Raw genomic sequence first — 17,864 nt, 5'->3', positions numbered from 1 at the left:
GATGTGACTCCGGTGCTTGTGGAGGCGGCCCATGGCGTCCACGACATCGGCGGCACCCACTCGTCGGGCCAGCGCGGACAGACGTTCGCTCGTGTCCATGTGCTGCGCCTCCACGCGCTCGCGACCCGCTGTCTCGGTGATCTGTGCCGGTCAGTGGTATCGGCCGTCGAAGTGTGCACCGCTCACGACGTCCGAGAACCGCAAACCGACGACGTGCCCTTTCTCCACCACCCACCGGACCTCGTAGGAGGCCCGATAGTCGGGGGGCCAAAAGGAGCTGAAGTGACCGTCCTCGTCGATGGACCACGTGCCCGCTGTCTCGCGCCCGTGCTCGGTGTAGCGGGTGGCCCCGCCGGGATCGAAGCTCTGCGTGGCGCCGTCGCTGTAGATGAAGCTCCCTGCGGTGACGGCGGCCGCGATCCGCTCAGCCGGCACCTGGGCGCCGTCTTCGGCGCGGAAGCCGTCGCGGTTTGTGGTCACGGTGTGATCCTCCTGTCGCCTTTTCGGCTCCGTCGACGCCATCGCATCGTCAGACCGCTTTCCGGAGCCGGTGGTCCCTGTTCACCTGGTGTGCGTCGCAGGGAGCGCGCACCTTACCCGGCAGAGGAGGGCCGCCCGGGTAAGAGACGGCCTCCCTCGTGCGACCGCGGTGGCCTGCTGCCGGCCCGGCTGGTGAGGAGGCGAGCGGTCAGCCGCGGCTGACCGCTACACCAGGACTGAACGCCACGTAGCCGGAGAAGTCCTGCCCCACGATCCCTATCGCGCCGGCGAGGGGGTCAGGGTAGCTCCAGGCCACATCGTCCACCCGTTTGTCGCCGATGGTGGCGTCGAAATACTGGCTGCGCCCCTTCCAAGGGCAAAAGTACGGGGTATCGCTCTCGCTGAGGAGGGCATGTGTCACTGAACCTGGGGGGAAATAGACGTTCCCCTCAATCGCGATCGTTTCGTCGTCGGGCGCCTCGGCGAGGACGCGCCCGTTCATAGTGGCTCTCATGAGAGCCTCCCTCTTCCTTGAGTTCCTTCGCCCGGTTCGTGCTGAAGGAGCGGCATCAGCATCTGGTGTGCTGGGACTGCTTGTTCAGCGTTGCAGGCAGTCGCGCTCTTACCCGGCACGGTTGCGAAAGTCGAGTGCTTACGGGATGCGGGCTGAGCAGTCCGCCCGGAGAACCGTGACGTACGACGGCGGTGCCATCAGCACAATGTCTTAGTAGACCGTGGAGCGCGCAGAAGGCAGTTGGCGGCCTGACGTATTCCGCATCCTTGCAGGCGGGTCTTGGCACACATTGTAGAGGCGCTGTAGAGCTGTCGTAGACCCCGCCGTGGCACAGTCGACTGCGAACAAGAAGTGTTCGCCGCACAATGGAGAGTGATTCGCGTGGCTACGGACTTCGAGGGCAAGAAGATCGTCGTGATCGGCGGCGCCAGCGGAATGGGTCTCAAGACCGCCGAGGACGTGGTGGCGGCGGGCGGTAGCGCGGTGCTCGTCGGTCGCACGGGACGCAAACTCGACGACGCCGTGGCGGGACTGTCGCGGTCGGGCACCGCCTGGTCGGTCGCCGCGGACCTGGCGGACTCCGACCAGGTGGTAGAAGCGCAGAAGCAACTGGCGGAGGACCACCCCGATGCCACGCTTCTCGTCAATGCCGCTGGGTTCTACATTCCGAAGCCGTTCCTCGACTACGAGGTTGCGGACTACGACGCCTACCACGACATCAACAGGGCGACGTTCTTCCTGACCCAGACCGTCGTGCGCGGCATGATCGCCGGCGGGCAGGGTGGCGCCATCGTGAATGTCGGCAGCATGTGGGCACATCAGGCCATCGGTGTCACCCCGTCGTCTGCCTACTCGATGGCCAAGGCGGGCTTGCACGCCCTCACGCACAACCTGGCCATCGAACTGGCGGGCGAGGGCATCCGCGTGAATGCGGTGGCCCCCGCGGTCACCAGGACACCCCTGTTCGAGAAGGTCTTCCCCGCCGACCAGCTCGACGGCGCGATGGAGCAGCTGAGCGGCCTGCACCCGCTCGGCCGCGTTGGCACGCCCCGGGATATCGCCTCGGCGATCGTCTTCCTGCTCTCGGATGCTTCGAGCTGGACGACGGGCGCCATCCTCAACGTCGACGGCGGAATCATGGCCGGCCGGAACTGATTCTGGCTGCCCGCCCTGGACGCCTGACCGCCCCGGACGGGCTACCTTCGCCAACCGCATCCACCGCGATGCCCGCGTATGGAGGACCACATGGCAGGCAGCCTGAGAGACGTCACCGACGAAACGTTCCCCGTGGAGGTGCTTGCGAGCGAGAGGACCGTTCTCGTCGACTTCTGGGCCCCGTGGTGCGGACCCTGCCGCCTGGTGGCGCCAGTGCTGGAACAGCTGGCCGACCAGTACGGTGACAGGATCGAGGTGGTGCAGTTGAACGTGGATCTCAGCCCTCGCACCGCACAGGAGTACGGCGTCAGTTCGATCCCCACGCTCAACGTCTACCAGGGCGGCAAGGTAGTCAAAACGGTGATCGGGGCCAAGCCGAAGGCGGCTCTCGAGCACGACCTGATGGAGTTCCTCAAGTAACCGGCGGGGCCCGCGTGGGCTGCCCCCGCCGGCATCCGGGGGGCAGCCTTGTGGCCGTCTTCAGGCCGACCTTTTGGGCAGCCGCCAGTCCGGGCGGACGTGGTGGCACGTGCAGAGCCGTTCGGGTAGCGCCGGAGGCAGTCCTGGTGCTCGGGGCCGGCCACCCGGAATGTCCCGCAGGGCACCACCTCGGTGACCACCTTCCCGGGCCACAGCCCAGGCGCCTCGATGTCGGCGATCGTCGCTCCCGCCACGTGGCGGGGCTCGTCGTCCAGGTAGAAGATGGCGACCGGTAGCTCACGCCGACGGGCCGTGGGTGATCTCGATCCCTTCGGCGTGGTTTCCGTGCCTCCGGTAGGTCGGGTTCACGACCTCGCCTCCCGTGCGCCGACACGCGTCTTTAACAATGCCCGGAAGCTCACGGAACTTCTGAACGTGTGCTGATCGCAGCTACCGACGAAGACACGCCTGACCGTGTTCGTCCGCCGCGACAGCAAGCCCTGGACGACCGAGAAGCGAGGTCAATCATGACCAGCGGACAGCAGGGACCTGCGGGCGGCGAGCGCGTGGAGGTCTCGGACAACCCGGATGGCCGTTTCTACGAGTTGCGCTACGGCGACCAGGCTGCGGGCATGCTCGTCTACGAGACGGTCGGTTCGCGACGCGTCCTGACCCATACGACGATCCGGGAGGAGTTCCGAGGGCGCGGCTGGTCCAAGCTGCTGATCCGCTACGCCCTCGACGACCTCGCAGCCAAGGGGGCGACCATCACCAACCACTGCCCTGTGGTCGACCGGTTCATCGAGGAGAATCCAGGCTACGAGCAGCTGATCGACCCGGGCCACCCCGGCCGTCTTGGCAGCTGAGGCCGTCCGGCTCGCCGCAATGGACACTGCAATTGAATGCGCGATGAGAATGCGGCCCTTTCCCAGCCTCTAAGGGCTCCAGGGAACTATTCGCCGCTGGATTCTGAATGCGCAGAGGGTTGAATTTTCGAGAACTCAGGCAGCGATTTAACGTAGACGGTGTGTAGATGGCCCCGTGGTTAGATTGTTCGTACGGATGACCTGGGGATCGAGAACCATGTATTCTGCGAGCGTTGGGAAGTCATGCCACTCGGGTCCAAGCGACTCTGCCGGAATTGGTGACGCGGCTCCGATGGAAGGGGCTTGCGAAACTCGAAGGCCATTGGACCCGGAATCCGCCGCGTGGGTAGACGCACTGGGAGAGGGGAAGGGCCTGCGGTACGAGCAGGCCTGTGTGTGTCTGCACGCGCTACTGGTTCGCATGGCGATCGGCGAAGCGTTCCGCCGGGGGCCTCTGTGCCGGATCACGGGTCCTGAGCTGAACGACCTCGCCCACCAGGCGGCGGCCGACGCTCTTATGGGGATCACCCGCAAGATCCACGACTTTCGGGGTGACGCCAGATTCACGACCTGGGCCTTCCGGTTCGTGGTGCTCGAAGTGTCGAGCAAGCTGGGCCGCCATTTCTGGCGAGTCCCAACCGCCCGGTTCGACTTGAACGAGTGGGCGCAGATGCCAGATCACTCGGGCATCGACCCTGTCGACCACTGGCAGGCACAAGAGCTGGGTGAGGCCGTCCGAGAGGCTGTCGAGACGGCGCTGAGCGACCGGCAGCGACGGGTCTTCACCGCGGTGGTAGTCGAGGGGGTCCCCCTGGGAACCCTGGCCGACGAGCTGGAAACCAGCCGGAACGCCCTCTACAAGACCATGTTCGACGCTCGCAAGAAGCTGCGCGCCAAGCTGATCGCTGATGGTCACCTCACTGCGGTGGGCTGAGCCGCTGCCTCACGCACGGGCCAGTGCTGTCGCGAGAGCCGGGACTCGTCGCTCGCTGCCGACAGTGTGGCCAGTTCGTGCCGGACGGTACGGGGAAAGGCGTCGCCCGGCTCGGCATGGGTGGCGCCTCGTTGGCGGTCCTCCTGAGCGACGGATGAGCCTTCACCCCGCTTACCCGGCTAGTGGCCGGCCGTGCCCTCCGTGACGCGGAAGCTCGCCCGGCCGACGCGTATCACCCCGTCGATCAGTGGCGTGCACCGCACACCACCCCTTGCCCTCAGCGCCCGCTGGGCGCCGGGGCCGATCACCGCGTCCATCCACGCGCAGGGCCGTGCAGCGCGGTTCACGGCGAGTGCGACGGGTCCGTCGCCGGTGTCGAGCTCTATGGTCCAGCCGACGTAGGAGTCGATGTCGACGCCCCGCAGCAGGATATTCCTGCGCGTCTGACAGAGGTCGGTCGCCGGGTCGACAGCCACGGGCAACCCCTCCTCGGTCATGATGGTCACAGACGCATCCCGGTGGGCCGGCCGCGCGTAGTAGCGGTCCCCGACGATCCCGAGGTGCCTGCGCACCTTGATGCACGGCACCAACCCGCCCTCTGGATCGGGCTCCGGGCCATCGACTGGGCGCCCCGAGTAACGGTGCACCGGTGACACAAGGAGCTGCACCACCTCCACCTCGCTGGGAGGCGCTTTTGGAGAGCTCATACCGAGACGGACTCCCTATCTCCCGTTCTTCCGGGCTGAGGTCGGCCGGGATCAGACGGCTTCAGCGCACGTGTCTTGAAGGCGAAGCCTTCCGTCCCGCCCGGGACAGCCTTTGCTTCGTCGACCGGACGGATGCCGAGGACCCCGTGGACCAATGGGGAAGAACGGTCGGTCTGGTCAAGGCCGGGTGCCATACCCCGGCGGCGGGGGACACACGACGGTGGCCGGCGCGCCGGCCACGAGACGTTCTGACGGAGGTCGTGCTCGAACGCTTCCGCGTGGTGAAGGACCTGCGCGAAGGCGACTGAGGGCCCGGGCCGCGCGGTCCGGGCCCTCAGCCCCCTCCTCAGGTGTGCGGCACCGGCGCCGTACCCAGGCGGCCCGCCTGGAAGTCGTCGAACGCCTGGCGAAGCTCGTCCTGGGTGTTCATCACGAACGGCCCGTAGTGCGCCATCGGCTCCCGGATCGGGCGGCCGCCGAGCAGCACGACCTCCAGGTCAGGGGTGTTCGAGTCCTGCTGCTCGTCGGCCCGCACGGTCAGCGAGCCCCCGGCTCCGAAGACCGCCGCCTGGCCCGTGTGCACGGGGCGCCGGTCCGTGCCGACGGAGCCGCGCCCGGCCAGCACGTACGCGAGGCCGTTGAAGTCCTCGCGCCACGGCAGCGTGACCTCGGCGCCCGGGCGCAGCGAGGCGTGGATCATGGTGATCGGCGTGTGCGTGGCGCCGGGGCCCTCGTGCCCGTCGAGCTCGCCGGCGATGACGCGCAGCAGCGCGCCGCCGTCGGGTGAGGTGAGCAGCTGCACGGAGCCGCTGCGGATGTCCTGGTAGCGCGGCGCCATCATCTTGTCGCTCGCCGGGAGGTTCACCCACAGCTGGAGTCCGTGGAAGAGGCCGCCCGACACGACGAGCGCCTCCGGCGGCGCCTCGATGTGCAGCAGGCCGCTGCCCGCGGTCATCCACTGGGTGTCGCCGTTGGTGATGGTCCCGCCGCCGCCGTTGGAGTCCTGGTGGTCGAAGATCCCGTCGATGATGTAGGTGACGGTCTCGAAGCCGCGGTGCGGATGCCAGGGCGTCCCCTTCGGCTCGCCCGGCGCGTACTCCACCTCGCCCATCTGGTCCATCATGATGAACGGGTCGAGGTACTGGTAGTTGATGCCGGCGAAGGCGCGGCGCACCGGGAAGCCCTCGCCCTCGAACCCGCTCGGCGCCGTGGTGACGGCGAGCACGGGGCGGGCGACGGCGTCGGCGGGCGCGGCCACGCGCGGCAGGGTCAGCGGGTTCTCCACGGTCACAGCGGGCATGGTGTGCCCTCCTCGATGTCTGCTTCCAATTCAGTTGAACACTTAACATCCAGCAGCGCGACTCCATTCCCGTGGACCCGAAAGGGGCCCGTGCCCTCGCGGACACGGGCCCCTCCGGGGTCGCACGGAACGTCTCGGCCGGTCACCCGTACATCCGGCGCATCGCGTAGTCGACCATCTGCTCGACCGCCTTGGCGTCGAAGACCATCCGGTGCTCGCCGTCCATGTCGAGGACGAAGCCGTACCCGGTGGGCAGCAGGTCGATCACCTCGGAGCCGGTGATCACGAAGTACTTCGAGTCCTTGCCGGCGTACCTGCGCAGCTCCTTCAGCGTGGTGAACATGGGGATCACCGGCTGCTGCGTGTTGTGCAGCGCAAGGAACCCGGGGCCGTCGCCGCGCGGGCAGTACACCTTCGACGTCGAGAAGATCTGCTGGAAGTCCTCCGCGGACAGCGCGCCCGTGGTGAACGCCTTGACGGCGTCCGTGAGCGACGGAGGGGACGGCTCCGGGTACAGCGGCTGCTCGCCGTAGCCGCCGCCCATCGGCTGCTGCTGGTGCTGCTGGTGCTGCTGGTGATGCGGCGAGGCGTACTGCTGCTGGGCGCCAGGCGTCTGCTCGTAGCCGTACATGCGCGCAAGAATACTGAGGAACGACCGCCCGCGTGGGGGCGGGAGAAGCGTCACACCCGCCGGGCCGGGGTTGCTCTTATTACCGACGGGTAGCATCATCGGAGAAGCAGCGTGCCGCAGGATGCCGCACGCTGCGCGCAGAACCGGATACGTCCGCAGAACCGGATACACGTCTGAGGAAGCCCCGAAACCGCCGGGCGTCCTCGCGAGCCTTACGGAGCCGTGGCCATGGGGCACTACAAGTCGAACCTCCGCGACATCGAGTTCAACCTCTTCGAGGTGCTCGGCCGCGAGAAGCTGTACGGCAGCGGTCCTTTCGCCGAGATGGACGTCGAGACCGCGAAGAGCATCCTCGGCGAGGTCGCCCGGCTCTCGGAGCACGAGCTCGCCGAGTCGTTCGCCGACGGCGACCGCACGCCGCCGGTCTTCGACCCCGAGACGGGCACCGCGCCGCTCCCCGACGCCTTCAAGAAGTCGTACGCGGCCTTCATGGACTCCGAGTACTGGCGCCTCGGCCTGCCCGAGGAGATCGGCGGCACCACCGCGCCGCGCTCGCTGATCTGGTCGTACGCGGAGCTCGTGCTCGGCGCCAACCCGGCCGTGTGGATGTACTCCTCGGGCCCGGCCTTCGCGGGCGTCCTCTTCGAGGAGGGCACCGAGGAGCAGAAGAGGATCGCGGCGCTCGCCGTCGAGAAGCAGTGGGGCTCGACGATGGTGCTGACCGAGCCCGACGCGGGCTCCGACGTGGGCGCGGGCCGCACGAAGGCGGTCAGGCAGGACGACGGCACGTGGCACATCGAGGGCGTGAAGCGGTTCATCACGTCCGGCGAGCACGACCTCTCCGACAACATCCTCCACTACGTGCTCGCGCGCCCCGAGGGCGCGGGCCCCGGCACCAAGGGCCTGTCCCTCTTCCTCGTGCCGAAGTACCACTTCGACCCCGAGACCGGCGAGCTCGGCGAGCGCAACGGCGTCCGCGCGACGAACGTCGAGCACAAGATGGGGCTCAAGGTCTCCAACACGTGCGAGATGACGTTCGGCGGCGACGTGCCGGCGAAGGGCTGGCTGGTCGGCGAGAAGCACGAGGGCATCAGGCAGATGTTCCGCGTGATCGAGTTCGCCCGCATGATGGTCGGCACGAAGGCCATCGCCACGCTCTCCACCGGCTACCTGAGCGCCCTGGAGTACGCCAAGGAGCGCGTGCAGGGCCCCGATCTCGCGCAGTTCACGGACAAGGCCGCGCCCAAGGTCACCATCACCCACCACCCCGACGTGCGCCGCTCGCTGATGACGCAGAAGGCGTACGCGGAGGGCATGCGCGCGCTCGTCCTCTACACGGCGTCCGTGCAGGACGAGATCGCCGCGAAGGAGGCCGCCGAGGAGGACGCGTCCTCGCTGCACGGCCTCAACGACCTGCTGCTGCCCGTGGTCAAGGGCTACGGCTCCGAGCGGTCGTACGAGCAGCTCGCGCAGTCGCTGCAGACGTTCGGCGGCTCCGGTTACCTCCAGGAGTACCCGGTCGAGCAGTACATCAGGGACGCGAAGATCGACACCCTCTACGAGGGCACCACGGCCATCCAGGGCCAGGACTTCTTCTTCCGCAAGATCGTCCGCGACCAGGGTGTGGCGCTGAACACGCTGGCCGAGGAGATCAAGCAGTTCCTCGCGGTCTCCACCGGCGGCTCGGACCTCGCGGGCGCACGGGAGTCGCTGGCCAAGGCAGCGGCCGACCTGGAGGCCATCGTGGGCAGGATGCTCACGGACCTCACCGCCACCGGCGAGGACGTCAAGAACATCTACAAGGTCGGCCTCAACACCACGCGCCTGCTGCTGGCCTCGGGCGACGTGATCGTCGGCTACCTTCTGCTGCGCGGCGCGGCCGTGGCGGCGGAGAAGCTGGAGACGGCGGCGGCGAAGGACGTGCCCTTCTACCAGGGCAAGATCGCGGCGGCGAAGTTCTTCGCGGCGAACGTCCTGCCGGACGTCACGACGCAGCGGCAGCTGGCGGAGGGCGTGGACGCCTCGCTGATGGAGCTGGACGAGTCCGCGTTCTGACGCACCCGGGCCGGCCCTTCCGGCCGGCCCGCGCGCTTGCCCCGAGGGGGCGCTCCCACCAGCCGGTGGGGGCGCCCCCTCGCTGGTTTCCGGCGGCACATGCGCCGGCTGGGCTCTCTGGCGCCGCCTGGGGACTCAGACGTCCGGCGGACGGTTGTACGAGTCGAGCGTCGCCCGCGCCGTGGACGCGTCGTGGAACACGAGCTCCCATGGCCCCGTGTTGATGTCGAACTCCTTCCCGAAGCCGACCCACTTGCCGCGCATCCGGCGGCCGGTCGGCTCGACCAGGAGCTGGATGGCGCCGTGGTACCTGGCCCCCCGGTAGTAGCCCTCCGGGGCAGTCTGCTCGGTCCACGTGCCCGTTACGACGTGGCCGTCGAGCTCCATGTCCATGGTCAACGGGGAGCCCGAGGACCCGGGCAGGCTGCGCACGGAAAGCCGATGCCCGTGTTGCAGCAGCACCACGTAGTGCAGACCGGTGAACGCCGCGTCGCGTCCGCTGGAGAAGTACTCGTACCGCGACAGCCACACCCCCGAATGCGTGGCTCGCGGGTCGCGTTTCGGCCCGCCGGAAGCCGGTGCGGTGGCGCCCGCCGGCCGTTCCTCCATGTCGTGGCCGCCCTGCCCGTCGTCCGAGACCCGTGCGGTCGGCACCATGGAGAAGCCGAGGGCCTCGATCGGCAGGCCCGTCACGGCTTCCAGAGCGCGCGCGTACACGGGCCGGGGCGCGGTGGTGGTGCCGGACTCCCAGCGCTGTACGAGCCTCTTGTTGGCGTCGTTCGGCTGTCCCGCCCGGGTCCCGACGTCGCGTACGGCGCGGGCGAAGTCGTCCTGCGACATCATCATCCCCATGCGCACGGCACGGAGCGAGGTGTTCGGCGTGCTCATAGGTATACGGTAGCCCCCAACGTGCCTGTAATGACACCGAAATGACGTCCCCTCTGTCGTCGCTTTGACGCCCCGTCAGGCGTCGCGCCACTCTCCGTGTCCGCGCGATCGTTTTCCTGTGACGACTACAGGCTGTACGACATGACCCCGATGCGGGACGACGAACCGGAATCGCCGAGTGCCGGACTCCGGCTCCGGCTCCGGCTCCGCGCGACGTCTGACAGCTGCCCACGTCCTGTGGAGATCCGCTCGCTCACGGACGAGCAGCGCCGAGGCGGCGCCTGCGCGTACTGCGGCAGCCCCTTGTCGACGTGTACTGCCGTCGACCTGGGCGAGCGGCAGGACATCGACGGCACCCGCCTCTTCCTCCGCGCCTGCCCGGGCTGCGCCGAGAGGCGCATGCCATGACGCAGTGCTTCGGCGCCTACTGCGAACAGCACGGCGTCACCGCGATCTGGAGGTGTCGCCGCCCCACGCCGGGAGTCCCGCACCACGACCACGAGACAAGGAGAATTCCTGTGGAACGCACGGCAGCAGCGGAAGCCGGCAAGCACGGCGGCGAGCCGTCCGACAGGCCGTGGAGTCCGCCGCCCACACCGCCCTCCCCGGACGGGTCCGGGCCCTCGGGGCCCTCGGACGGCGGCGGGGAAAAGGCGACCGAGGGCTGACGCATGCCGATCACCCCTGACGCCACAGGGGGCCATGCCGCGCTCGTCCGTTCGCTCGACGAGCGCGGTCTCCTGAGCCCGCGTTGGCGCGCGGTGTGGCAGGAGCTGCCCCGCCACCTGTTCATCCCGGACCGCGTCTGGCGCCAGGGACCCGAGCGTTGCGAGCCCGTCGGCGCCGCCGAGTGGTGGCCTCTCGTTGCCTCGGACGAACCTGTCGTCATCCAGGTGGACGACGGCGCCGAGGGCGGGCCCGCCCTCGCCACGTCCTCCAACAGCAAGCCCAGCATGGTGGCGCGCATGCTCGGTCTCCTCGAACTCGGCCCGTCACACCGGGTCCTGGAGATCGGCACCGCGTCCGGGCATCGCCGCGCTCCTGGCCCGCTGTCTCGGCGACGACGACCTCGTGCACTCGATCGAACTCGACCCGTCCTTGGCCCGTCTCGCCGCCCAGAACCTCGCCCGGGCCGGGCACGCGCCGCGGCTGCGGCAGGGCGACGGCGGTCGCGGGTGGCCCGAGGCCGCGCCGTTCGACCGGATTGTCTCGACCTGCGCAGTCCGGCGCGTCCCGTACGCGTGGGTCGGGCAACTGCGGCCGGGCGGCCGTCTCGTCCTGCCGCTCCACCGCGAGTTCTGGAGCGGGGCCGTCGTGGCGCTGGTACGGAGTCCGGACGGCACGGCACAGGGGCGGTTCCACGGCGGCGCCTCGTACATGCTCATGCGCGACCAGCGCGGTGACGGCGGCGAGGCGGACGTCGACAGCTCCACGGCCCGCGCCTCGGCGACGGACCTGGACCCGGCCGCCCTGCTGTCGCTCGGCGCCGCGCTCTACCTGGGCGCCCGCCTTCCGGGCGTGTCCCTCCAGCACGCCGGGACCGAGGACGGCGTACGCGTGTGGGCGCGGGCCGCGGACGGTTCGGCGGCCACGGCGGCGGCCGGCGAGGTGGTGCGGTACGGGGTCCGGGACCTGTGGTCGGAGATCGAGGCCGGGCACCGCGCGTACGTGCGCGAAGGCGCGCCCACATCCGACGCGTTCGGTCTCACCGTGACAGCCGAGGGGCATGAGGTCTGGCTTCACGACCCGCGAAACACGATCGCGAGGGAGTTTCGCCCGGAGGGGTGACGGTGAATCGTTTCGTCCGTATTCACGCTCAATGCCCGTTGTAGAAAGAGCTCGTCCTGTTGATCACCTGATGGGCTCTCTCCATGCTGAAGGCAGTTCTGCGCGTCACCGCCGCCGCCTCTCTCGCCGTCGCCTCTTTGGCCATCACCGCCCCGGCGGACGCAAGCGGCCCCGCCGCCCCCCGGGCGGCGGCCCCGGCCCCCGACACCGGGCCCTGCGGGCCGGTCGGGCCGTTCCGCAGTTCGGACTGGTGGCGGACCACCACGTCCCCGTCCATCTTCCCGGCCATCAGGAAGGCCTCGGAGAACGAGCACTGGCAGTGGCGCGATGACGCCAACTCCCTGTGGCGGGGCGACACCCGGGAGAGCGTGCAGCAGATCTTCGACGACGGCTTCACTCCGCGAGGCGACGCGGTCACCCCGCTGGCCGAGTACATCGTCAAGGGCGGTGGCCAGAACACCGCGCACGTCAGCACCAGTTGCGAGAAGTGGGTGGCGGAGAAGTTCGCCACCTACGGCGCGGCGAAGACGGGATGGGTCTACGAGATCGAGGCTCCCGGCGGGATCGACGTGAACGCCACGGCCCATCTCGACGGCTACAAGTCCCCCTACCTCTGGAACAAGGAGATCGACTTCCCCGGTGGGATCCAGGGCACCGACATCAAGCGGGCCTGCAAGTACCACCTGGTGAAGACGGACCCGGACACCAAGGTCAACACGTACGAGAACCTCGGCTGCCGGACCAACCACCACTTCGAGCCCACGTTCGTACTCGCGCGCTGATCTGCGGAACGGGCAGCCGTCCCGATGACTCAGGCCGTGGGACGGCTGCCCGAGGTGGTCGCCGGTCCCGGTGACCCCTCCTGAGCCCTGCCCGCCGGCGAGGATCCGCCGAGCGGCGTGGTGTCGAGGTACCGGATCTCGTAGACGCGTTCGGTGAACTTCCATCCGTCCGCCGTGCGCCGGTACGTGTCGTGGTAGATCCCGTGATTCCGGTGCGATTGGCCGTCGCGTGTCCGGATCAGTTCGCTGATGTACGCCCGGCCGGAGGCGGTGTCCTCGCCGGACTCGCCGAACCGGACCGTTCCCGGGTGGGTGGTCTGGACGAAAAGGTCCATGCGGCCCTCCCGTTGCCTGCCCAGGGCGACCAGCCCCTCCCGGCCGACGGCCTCGATGCCGGCGTCCGGGATCCTGACGACGCCGTCGGGCGTGAACAGGTCCGCGAGCCGCTCGTGGTCGTTCATCATGGCCGCGTCGGTGAACTCCGCGCGCAGGGCGTCGATCGCGACGCGATCGGCGATCGTGTGGAAGTCGGTCATTGCTTCTGCCTGCCTTTCGTTGCCGGATCACTTGTTCCGGCGTTCCGTTGTTCCGACGAAACGGGCGGCCTGGATGTCAGGCCGGCCGATGGTGGGGGCGGGCTCACACTTCGGACCGCTGGTTCGTCGAACGGGAGAAGGACACTGCGAGCAGGGGGAAGCGCGCGCCATGGACATGCGTCCGGAACAAGCAGAGCCGTGCCGCCACAACGAGGACGCCGCACGGCGCCGCGCGATCGGTGACGAGCGGCGGCCGCTGATCAACCTCGCCTACCGGCTGCTCGGTTCGCTCGCCGACGCGGAGGACGCGGTCCAGGAGGGCTACGCCCGCTGGTACGCGCTCGACCCGCAGCGGCAGAACGCCATCGCCTCACCGGGTGCGTGGCTGAGTACCGTCGTGAGCCGCGTGTGCCTCGACCTGCTCGGCTCGGCCCGGGTCAGGCGCGAGCGCTATGTCGGCGAGTGGCTCCCGGAACCCGTGCCCGATGCCGTGGAGTGGCCCGGCAGGCGGTCGGGCGCCGCGGCCGACCCGGCGGACCTGGTCACGCTGGACGAGTCCGTCGACATGGCCTTCCTCGTCGTGCTCGACTCGATGACCCCTGCCGAGCGGGTGGCCTTCCTGCTCCACGACGTGTTCCGTTACCCGTTCACCGAGATCGCCGAGATCGTCGGACGCACGCCGGCGGCCTGCCGCCAGCTCGCGTCATCGGCCCGGCGCCGCGTCGGTGACTCACAGCCGGTCACGGCACGGCCGGCCGTGGCGCAGGGTGTCGCCCGCGCGCGGGTCGTCCGCGACTTCAAGCGGGCGTGGGAGGCCCAGGACATCCGGGCGCTCGTCGAACTGCTCGACCCGTCGGCGACCGCGACAGCCGACGGCGGCGGCCGGGTCGCCGCGACGCTGAAGCCCGTCGAGGGCGGCGCCGAGATCGCCCGGTCCCTCGTCGGACTCGCCAGGCGGGCCGGCACGTTGAACCTGCTGGAACGAACCGTCAACGGCAGGCCGGGACTGGTCGCCACCGACCGGGGAAAGACGGTCGCGGTGTTCGCTTTCGAGATCGCCGACGACCGCATCCAGCGGCTCTGGGCCATCCGCAACCCGGCGAAGCTCCGCGCCTGGGGGTAGCGGGCGGCCCGCATGCTTACGCGCTGCGCAGGCAGAACGGGTGGCCCGCCGGGCTCGCGTACACGCGGGAGCCGGTGGCATCCGGGCCGGGGCCGCCGGCCGGGCGCAGGCGGCGGCCGCCGGAGGCGAGGGCCCGGCCGTCGGCGGCCGTGATGTCGTCCGTGGCGAGATCGAAGTGCACCTGCTGGGGCGCGCCTTCGGGCCACCGGGGCGGTGTGTGCTCCGGGGCGTGCTGGATCACGATCACGGGGAGGCCGCCGGCCGCCAGGAAGTGGTGGGCCGGGGTGCGCGTGATCGTGCCGCCGAGCAGTCCGTGCCAGAACGAGCTCTCGCTCTCCAGGTCAGCGGCGTCAAGGACCAGGGACGTGAGGGTGATGGCCATCGGATTCTCCGTTTCGCATGAGTGCCCGTGCTTCAGACCGTGGGGATGATGCCGCCGTCGACCCGGAACTGGGCCCCGGTGAGCCACTTGGCGCGGCGTGAGGCGAGGAACGTGATCATTTCGGCGACGTCCTCGGGTTCGCCGGGCCGTCCCATCGGCACGCCCAGGTGGTCCACGAGTCGGCGCTTGACGTCCTCGACGCCGGTTCCCTGGCTGTCCGCCATCTTCCGCAGGTGCTCGGCGGCCCCCTCGGTGACGACGAATCCGGGCAGCACGCACACCACCCGCACGCCGTGCTCGCCCACCGCCGTGGCCAGTTCGCGGCTGTAGGCGTTGAGGGCCGCCTTCGACGCGGCGTACGACGCCTCGGCGGGCTGGGGGAGGTGGCTCGCGATCGATGAGACGTGCATCACGACGCCGGACCCGCGCTCGGCCATCCCGGGAACGAGAGCGCGGTCGAGCCGGACCGCGGAGAGCAGGTTCATCTCCAGGTCGGCGAGCCAGGACGCGTCGGGCCGCCGCAGTGTCGGCACGGGGCCGCCGGTCGCTCCGGCGTTGTTCACCAGCACGTCCACGCCGCCGACGCTGTCGAGCACGCGCCGCGCCAGCGCCTGGGCCCCCTCGTCGGAGCGCAGGTCGGCGGGGATGAACGTGGCGGGCATGTCGTCGGCCGGACGGGTGCGCGAGGCCACCACAACGGTGGCGCCCGCCGCGGCGAAGCGGCGCGCCGTGGCCTCGCCGAGGCCCCGGCTGCCACCTGTCACGAGCACGCGCAGCCCGGCCAGGCCTTCGTCGTCCATGGTCATGGTCATGGTCGCGTTCCTTCGGTGGGCGATAAGGTGAGTCGGACTCCGGAAACTGTACAGGGAAACGGAGTCCGACTCACCTTAGGGAGGACTGTTGCCGTCATCACGTCCGTTGCGCGCCGACGCGCGCCGCAACCGCGACGCGCTCCTGGGCGCGGCCAGGGAGGCGTTCCTGGCCGAGGGCGACGTGGGTGTGGAGGAGATCGCCCGGCGGGCCGGCGTGGCGATCGGCACCCTCTACCGCCACTTCGAGACCCGCGAGGCGCTCATCGCGGAGGTCTACCGCCAGGAGGTCGCCGAGCTCTGCGCGACGCCCGCCAGGCTGCTCGAACAGCAGGCGCCCGAAGAGGCGCTGCGCACCTTCTTCCTGCTGCTCGTGGAGCACGCGGCGGTCGGCAGGGGCATGGGCGAGGCGCTGGAGAGCATCATGGCGACCGACTCGCCGGTCTTCGACGAGGCGCGGGACGGGATGGCGGCCGCGCTCGACGAACTGCTCGCCGCCGGGAGAGCGGCGGGCGTCGTCCGCGACGGCGTCGGCGGCCGCGTCGTGCTGCGGGCGCTCGGCGGGATCTGCGGGATGCGTGCCGCCGGATGGCAGGACGACGCGGTCACCATCGCCACGCTCCTCCACGACGGGCTGCTCCACGGAGCGGCGGGCGGCGCGTAACGGCGCGCCGCGCACAGGCCCCACGCGCAGGTGCGGTGCGAGCATTGGCCGTGCTCAGGGCATTGGCCCGTTTCGTCACCCCCTCCGGAAGCTGCAGCGCGGGGAAGAGAACCGGTGAGGTCGGCCGTGGTCTCGTCACCCCTCGTTAGGGTGAGTTCCATGAGCACTTCCGCCGGCCGCCCCACCGAGCCGTTCGACCGCGGCCACACCGACGACCTGATGGCCTTCCTCGCGGCCTCGCCGTCCCCGTACCACGCGGTGGCGAACGCCGCGGCCCGCCTGGAGAAGGCAGGGTTCCGGCAGGTCTTCGAGACCGACGCCTGGGACGGCACGGCGGGCGGCAGGTACGTGCTGCGCGGCGGCGCGATCGTGGCCTGGTACGTGCCGGAGGGTGCGAGCGCCCACACCCCGTTCCGCATCATCGGCGCCCACACCGACTCGCCCAACCTGCGGGTCAAGCCGCTGCCCGACACCGGCGTGCACGGCTGGCGCCAGGTCGCCGTGGAGATCTACGGCGGCGCGCTGCTGAACACCTGGCTCGACCGCGACCTCGGCCTCGCGGGGCGGATCACCCTGCGCGACGGCAGCGACCGGCTCGTCACCGTCGACCGTCCGGTGCTGCGCGTCCCGCAGCTGGCCGTGCACCTCGACAGGTCGGTCAACAACGACGGCCTCAAGCTGGACCGGCAGCGCCACATGCAGCCCGTCTGGGGCCTCGGCGACGCGCAGGAGGGCGACCTGCTCGCGTTCGTCGCCGACGAGGTCGGCGTCGCGGCGGACGACATCGTCGGCTGGGACCTCATGCCCTACCCCGTGGAGCCGCCGGCCTACCTGGGCCGCGACCGCGAGCTCGTGGCGGGCCCGCGGATGGACAACCTCCTGTCCGTCCACGCGGCGACCGCAGCCCTCGCCGCCGCCGTGACGACGGCGGGCGCGGACCTCCCGTACATCCCGGTGCTCGCCGCCTTCGACCACGAGGAGAACGGCTCCCAGTCGGACACCGGCGCCGACGGCCCGCTCCTCGGCACCGTGCTCGAACGCTCGGTGCTGGCGCGCGGCGGCACCTTCGAGGACCGGGCGCGCGCCTTCGCGGGCACCGTCTGCCTCTCCTCCGACACGGGCCACGCCGTGCACCCCAACTACGCCGAGCGGCACGACCCGACGCACCAGCCGCGCGCCAACGGCGGCCCGATCCTCAAGGTCAACGTCAACATGCGGTACGCGACGGACGGCGCGGGCCGCGCGGCCTTCGCCGAGGTCTGCGAGCGCGCCGGCGTGCCGTGGCAGTCGTTCGTGTCGAACAACGCGATGCCCTGCGGGACGACGATCGGCCCGATCACGGCCGCCCGCCACGGCATCACGACCGTCGACATCGGTGTGGCCATCCTGTCGATGCACAGCGCACGCGAACTGTGCGGCGCGGACGACCCGTTCCACCTGGCGAACGCGCTGACGGCGTTCCTGGAGGGCTGACAGTCGGCTGACGCGATACCAGGAGCCGCCGCCCGCATGCCTGTTCCCTCGTGGGGTAACCGAGGTCAAGTCCCCGCAAGTCGGGGCCGAGGCCCGGAAGGCCACCACTCGTAACAGGAGGCGGGACTCATGGGCATAGGCGGAAGCATCGCACTCATCGCGATCGGCGCGATCCTCACGTTCGCGACCGACTGGCACATGAAAGGGGTGAACCTCGACCTGGTGGGGATCATCCTCATGGCCGTCGGGATCATCGGCATCGCGACCATCACCAGCATCGCCCGCCGCAGGCGCGGCGCCGTCCTGGAGGAGACGGTCGTGGAGCGCGACCACCACCACGGCCCGATCCTCTGACGC

At 69.9% G+C, this 17,864-nt stretch carries 19 protein-coding genes and 2 pseudogenes; 11 read left to right on the top strand and 10 right to left on the bottom strand.

Features of this window, described 5'->3' with window-relative positions:
- Positions 1 to 150 precede the first annotated feature (150 nt).
- Positions 151 to 480 (bottom strand): hypothetical protein, encoded by a 330-nt coding sequence (locus tag IH48_RS0104210; protein WP_030899203.1) that lies wholly within the window; start codon positions 478 to 480, stop codon positions 151 to 153.
- 208 nt (positions 481 to 688) lie between these two features.
- On the bottom strand, positions 689 to 994 hold the full coding sequence (locus IH48_RS0104205) for a DUF427 domain-containing protein (protein ID WP_030899200.1): 306 nt from the start codon (positions 992 to 994) through the stop codon (positions 689 to 691).
- A 381-nt stretch (positions 995 to 1,375) separates the two neighbouring features.
- Between IH48_RS0104205 and IH48_RS0104200 the strand changes: the two genes are divergently transcribed.
- Positions 1,376 to 2,149, top strand: coding sequence for an SDR family NAD(P)-dependent oxidoreductase (locus tag IH48_RS0104200; protein ID WP_030899198.1), 774 nt, complete (start codon positions 1,376 to 1,378; stop codon positions 2,147 to 2,149).
- 90 nt (positions 2,150 to 2,239) lie between these two features.
- Positions 2,240 to 2,569, top strand: coding sequence for a thioredoxin (gene trxA, locus IH48_RS0104195; protein ID WP_030899194.1), 330 nt, complete (start codon positions 2,240 to 2,242; stop codon positions 2,567 to 2,569).
- Between the two features lie 60 nt (positions 2,570 to 2,629).
- On the opposite strand, the pseudogene IH48_RS34800 reads toward trxA, so the two are convergent.
- Positions 2,630 to 3,019 (bottom strand): annotated as a pseudogene (locus IH48_RS34800) (peptide-methionine (S)-S-oxide reductase).
- Positions 3,020 to 3,096: 77 nt separating this feature from the next.
- On the opposite strand from IH48_RS34800, the gene IH48_RS0104190 reads away from it, so the two are divergent.
- Together IH48_RS0104190 and IH48_RS0104185 are read left to right on the top strand one after the other, a co-directional pair.
- Positions 3,097 to 3,435, top strand: a complete 339-nt coding sequence (locus tag IH48_RS0104190) for a GNAT family N-acetyltransferase (protein WP_051839059.1) — start codon at positions 3,097 to 3,099, stop codon at positions 3,433 to 3,435.
- A gap of 421 nt (positions 3,436 to 3,856) precedes the next feature.
- Positions 3,857 to 4,369, top strand: coding sequence for an RNA polymerase sigma factor (locus tag IH48_RS0104185; protein ID WP_234434114.1), 513 nt, complete (start codon positions 3,857 to 3,859; stop codon positions 4,367 to 4,369).
- 179 nt (positions 4,370 to 4,548) lie between these two features.
- Here the strand turns inward: IH48_RS0104185 and IH48_RS37460 are convergent, their stop codons facing one another.
- From IH48_RS37460 to IH48_RS0104170, 3 genes are all read right to left on the bottom strand, one after another.
- Positions 4,549 to 4,866: a molybdenum cofactor biosysynthesis protein gene (locus IH48_RS37460; protein ID WP_324604285.1), complete on the bottom strand. Its 318-nt coding sequence runs from the start codon at positions 4,864 to 4,866 to the stop codon at positions 4,549 to 4,551.
- 556 nt (positions 4,867 to 5,422) lie between these two features.
- Positions 5,423 to 6,376, bottom strand: a complete 954-nt coding sequence (locus IH48_RS0104175) for a pirin family protein (protein WP_030899185.1) — start codon at positions 6,374 to 6,376, stop codon at positions 5,423 to 5,425.
- Between the two features lie 142 nt (positions 6,377 to 6,518).
- A complete protein-coding gene (locus IH48_RS0104170) occupies positions 6,519 to 7,007 on the bottom strand; it encodes an SseB family protein (protein ID WP_030899182.1) in 489 nt (162 codons plus the stop codon).
- 228 nt (positions 7,008 to 7,235) lie between these two features.
- Between IH48_RS0104170 and IH48_RS0104165 the strand changes: the two genes are divergently transcribed.
- On the top strand, positions 7,236 to 9,062 hold the full coding sequence (locus tag IH48_RS0104165) for an acyl-CoA dehydrogenase (RefSeq protein WP_030899180.1): 1,827 nt from the start codon (positions 7,236 to 7,238) through the stop codon (positions 9,060 to 9,062).
- A 135-nt stretch (positions 9,063 to 9,197) separates the two neighbouring features.
- Here the strand turns inward: IH48_RS0104165 and IH48_RS0104160 are convergent, their stop codons facing one another.
- Positions 9,198 to 9,950, bottom strand: coding sequence for a hypothetical protein (locus IH48_RS0104160; protein WP_030899178.1), 753 nt, complete (start codon positions 9,948 to 9,950; stop codon positions 9,198 to 9,200).
- Between the two features lie 671 nt (positions 9,951 to 10,621).
- On the opposite strand from IH48_RS0104160, the pseudogene IH48_RS37590 reads away from it, so the two are divergent.
- Positions 10,622 to 11,738 (top strand): annotated as a pseudogene (locus tag IH48_RS37590) (methyltransferase).
- An 83-nt stretch (positions 11,739 to 11,821) separates the two neighbouring features.
- Positions 11,822 to 12,520 (top strand): scabin-related ADP-ribosyltransferase, encoded by a 699-nt coding sequence (locus IH48_RS0104145; RefSeq protein ID WP_030899175.1) that lies wholly within the window; start codon positions 11,822 to 11,824, stop codon positions 12,518 to 12,520.
- A gap of 29 nt (positions 12,521 to 12,549) precedes the next feature.
- Here the strand turns inward: IH48_RS0104145 and IH48_RS0104140 are convergent, their stop codons facing one another.
- A complete protein-coding gene (locus IH48_RS0104140) occupies positions 12,550 to 13,056 on the bottom strand; it encodes a nuclear transport factor 2 family protein (protein ID WP_037840830.1) in 507 nt (168 codons plus the stop codon).
- Positions 13,057 to 13,231: 175 nt separating this feature from the next.
- Between IH48_RS0104140 and sigJ the strand changes: the two genes are divergently transcribed.
- Positions 13,232 to 14,179 carry an RNA polymerase sigma factor SigJ gene (sigJ, locus tag IH48_RS0104135; RefSeq protein ID WP_051839147.1) on the top strand — a complete coding sequence of 316 codons (948 nt, stop codon included), beginning with the start codon at positions 13,232 to 13,234 and terminating at the stop codon, positions 14,177 to 14,179.
- A gap of 16 nt (positions 14,180 to 14,195) precedes the next feature.
- On the opposite strand, the gene IH48_RS0104130 is transcribed toward sigJ, so the two are convergent.
- Positions 14,196 to 14,561 (bottom strand): VOC family protein, encoded by a 366-nt coding sequence (locus IH48_RS0104130; protein WP_030899166.1) that lies wholly within the window; start codon positions 14,559 to 14,561, stop codon positions 14,196 to 14,198.
- A gap of 32 nt (positions 14,562 to 14,593) precedes the next feature.
- Positions 14,594 to 15,367 (bottom strand): oxidoreductase, encoded by a 774-nt coding sequence (locus tag IH48_RS0104125; RefSeq protein WP_030899163.1) that lies wholly within the window; start codon positions 15,365 to 15,367, stop codon positions 14,594 to 14,596.
- A 94-nt stretch (positions 15,368 to 15,461) separates the two neighbouring features.
- Here IH48_RS0104125 and IH48_RS0104120 point away from each other — a divergent pair, with 94 nt between their 5' ends.
- From IH48_RS0104120 to IH48_RS0104110, 3 genes are all read left to right on the top strand, one after another.
- Positions 15,462 to 16,034, top strand: coding sequence for a TetR/AcrR family transcriptional regulator (locus IH48_RS0104120; RefSeq protein WP_030899160.1), 573 nt, complete (start codon positions 15,462 to 15,464; stop codon positions 16,032 to 16,034).
- A gap of 159 nt (positions 16,035 to 16,193) precedes the next feature.
- Complete coding sequence (locus IH48_RS0104115; protein ID WP_030899158.1) at positions 16,194 to 17,507, top strand: M18 family aminopeptidase; 1,314 nt, start codon at positions 16,194 to 16,196, stop codon at positions 17,505 to 17,507.
- Positions 17,508 to 17,636: 129 nt separating this feature from the next.
- On the top strand, positions 17,637 to 17,861 hold the full coding sequence (locus tag IH48_RS0104110; RefSeq protein ID WP_030899156.1) for a DUF6458 family protein: 225 nt from the start codon (positions 17,637 to 17,639) through the stop codon (positions 17,859 to 17,861).
- Positions 17,862 to 17,864: the final 3 nt, after the last annotated feature.

The sequence above is a fragment of the Streptomyces sp. NRRL F-5126 genome (assembly GCF_000721265.1).
GTDB lineage: Bacteria > Actinomycetota > Actinomycetes > Streptomycetales > Streptomycetaceae > Streptomyces.
The sequence above is the reverse complement of the archived record's forward strand: the minus strand, read 5'-3'. Positions and strand labels throughout refer to the sequence as shown.

What these genes read in the sequence shown, in the direction of transcription:
- IH48_RS0104110 (WP_030899156.1), top strand. Translation starts at nt 17,637, where the DNA reads ATGGGCATAGGCGGAAGCATCGCACTCATCGCGATCGGCGCGATCCTC.
- IH48_RS0104165 (WP_030899180.1), top strand. Translation starts at nt 7,236, where the DNA reads ATGGGGCACTACAAGTCGAACCTCCGCGACATCGAGTTCAACCTCTTC.
- IH48_RS0104185 (WP_234434114.1), top strand. Translation starts at nt 3,857, where the DNA reads ATGGCGATCGGCGAAGCGTTCCGCCGGGGGCCTCTGTGCCGGATCACG.
- IH48_RS0104205 (WP_030899200.1), bottom strand. Translation starts at nt 994, where the DNA reads ATGAGAGCCACTATGAACGGGCGCGTCCTCGCCGAGGCGCCCGACGAC.
- IH48_RS0104130 (WP_030899166.1), bottom strand. Translation starts at nt 14,561, where the DNA reads ATGGCCATCACCCTCACGTCCCTGGTCCTTGACGCCGCTGACCTGGAG.
- IH48_RS37460 (WP_324604285.1), bottom strand. Translation starts at nt 4,866, where the DNA reads ATGACCGAGGAGGGGTTGCCCGTGGCTGTCGACCCGGCGACCGACCTC.
- IH48_RS0104125 (WP_030899163.1), bottom strand. Translation starts at nt 15,367, where the DNA reads ATGACCATGGACGACGAAGGCCTGGCCGGGCTGCGCGTGCTCGTGACA.
- IH48_RS0104170 (WP_030899182.1), bottom strand. Translation starts at nt 7,007, where the DNA reads ATGTACGGCTACGAGCAGACGCCTGGCGCCCAGCAGCAGTACGCCTCG.
- trxA (WP_030899194.1), top strand. Translation starts at nt 2,240, where the DNA reads ATGGCAGGCAGCCTGAGAGACGTCACCGACGAAACGTTCCCCGTGGAG.
- IH48_RS0104115 (WP_030899158.1), top strand. Translation starts at nt 16,194, where the DNA reads ATGAGCACTTCCGCCGGCCGCCCCACCGAGCCGTTCGACCGCGGCCAC.
- IH48_RS0104190 (WP_051839059.1), top strand. Translation starts at nt 3,097, where the DNA reads ATGACCAGCGGACAGCAGGGACCTGCGGGCGGCGAGCGCGTGGAGGTC.
- sigJ (WP_051839147.1), top strand. Translation starts at nt 13,232, where the DNA reads ATGCGTCCGGAACAAGCAGAGCCGTGCCGCCACAACGAGGACGCCGCA.
- IH48_RS0104160 (WP_030899178.1), bottom strand. Translation starts at nt 9,950, where the DNA reads ATGAGCACGCCGAACACCTCGCTCCGTGCCGTGCGCATGGGGATGATG.
- IH48_RS0104140 (WP_037840830.1), bottom strand. Translation starts at nt 13,056, where the DNA reads ATGACCGACTTCCACACGATCGCCGATCGCGTCGCGATCGACGCCCTG.
- IH48_RS0104175 (WP_030899185.1), bottom strand. Translation starts at nt 6,376, where the DNA reads ATGCCCGCTGTGACCGTGGAGAACCCGCTGACCCTGCCGCGCGTGGCC.
- IH48_RS0104145 (WP_030899175.1), top strand. Translation starts at nt 11,822, where the DNA reads ATGCTGAAGGCAGTTCTGCGCGTCACCGCCGCCGCCTCTCTCGCCGTC.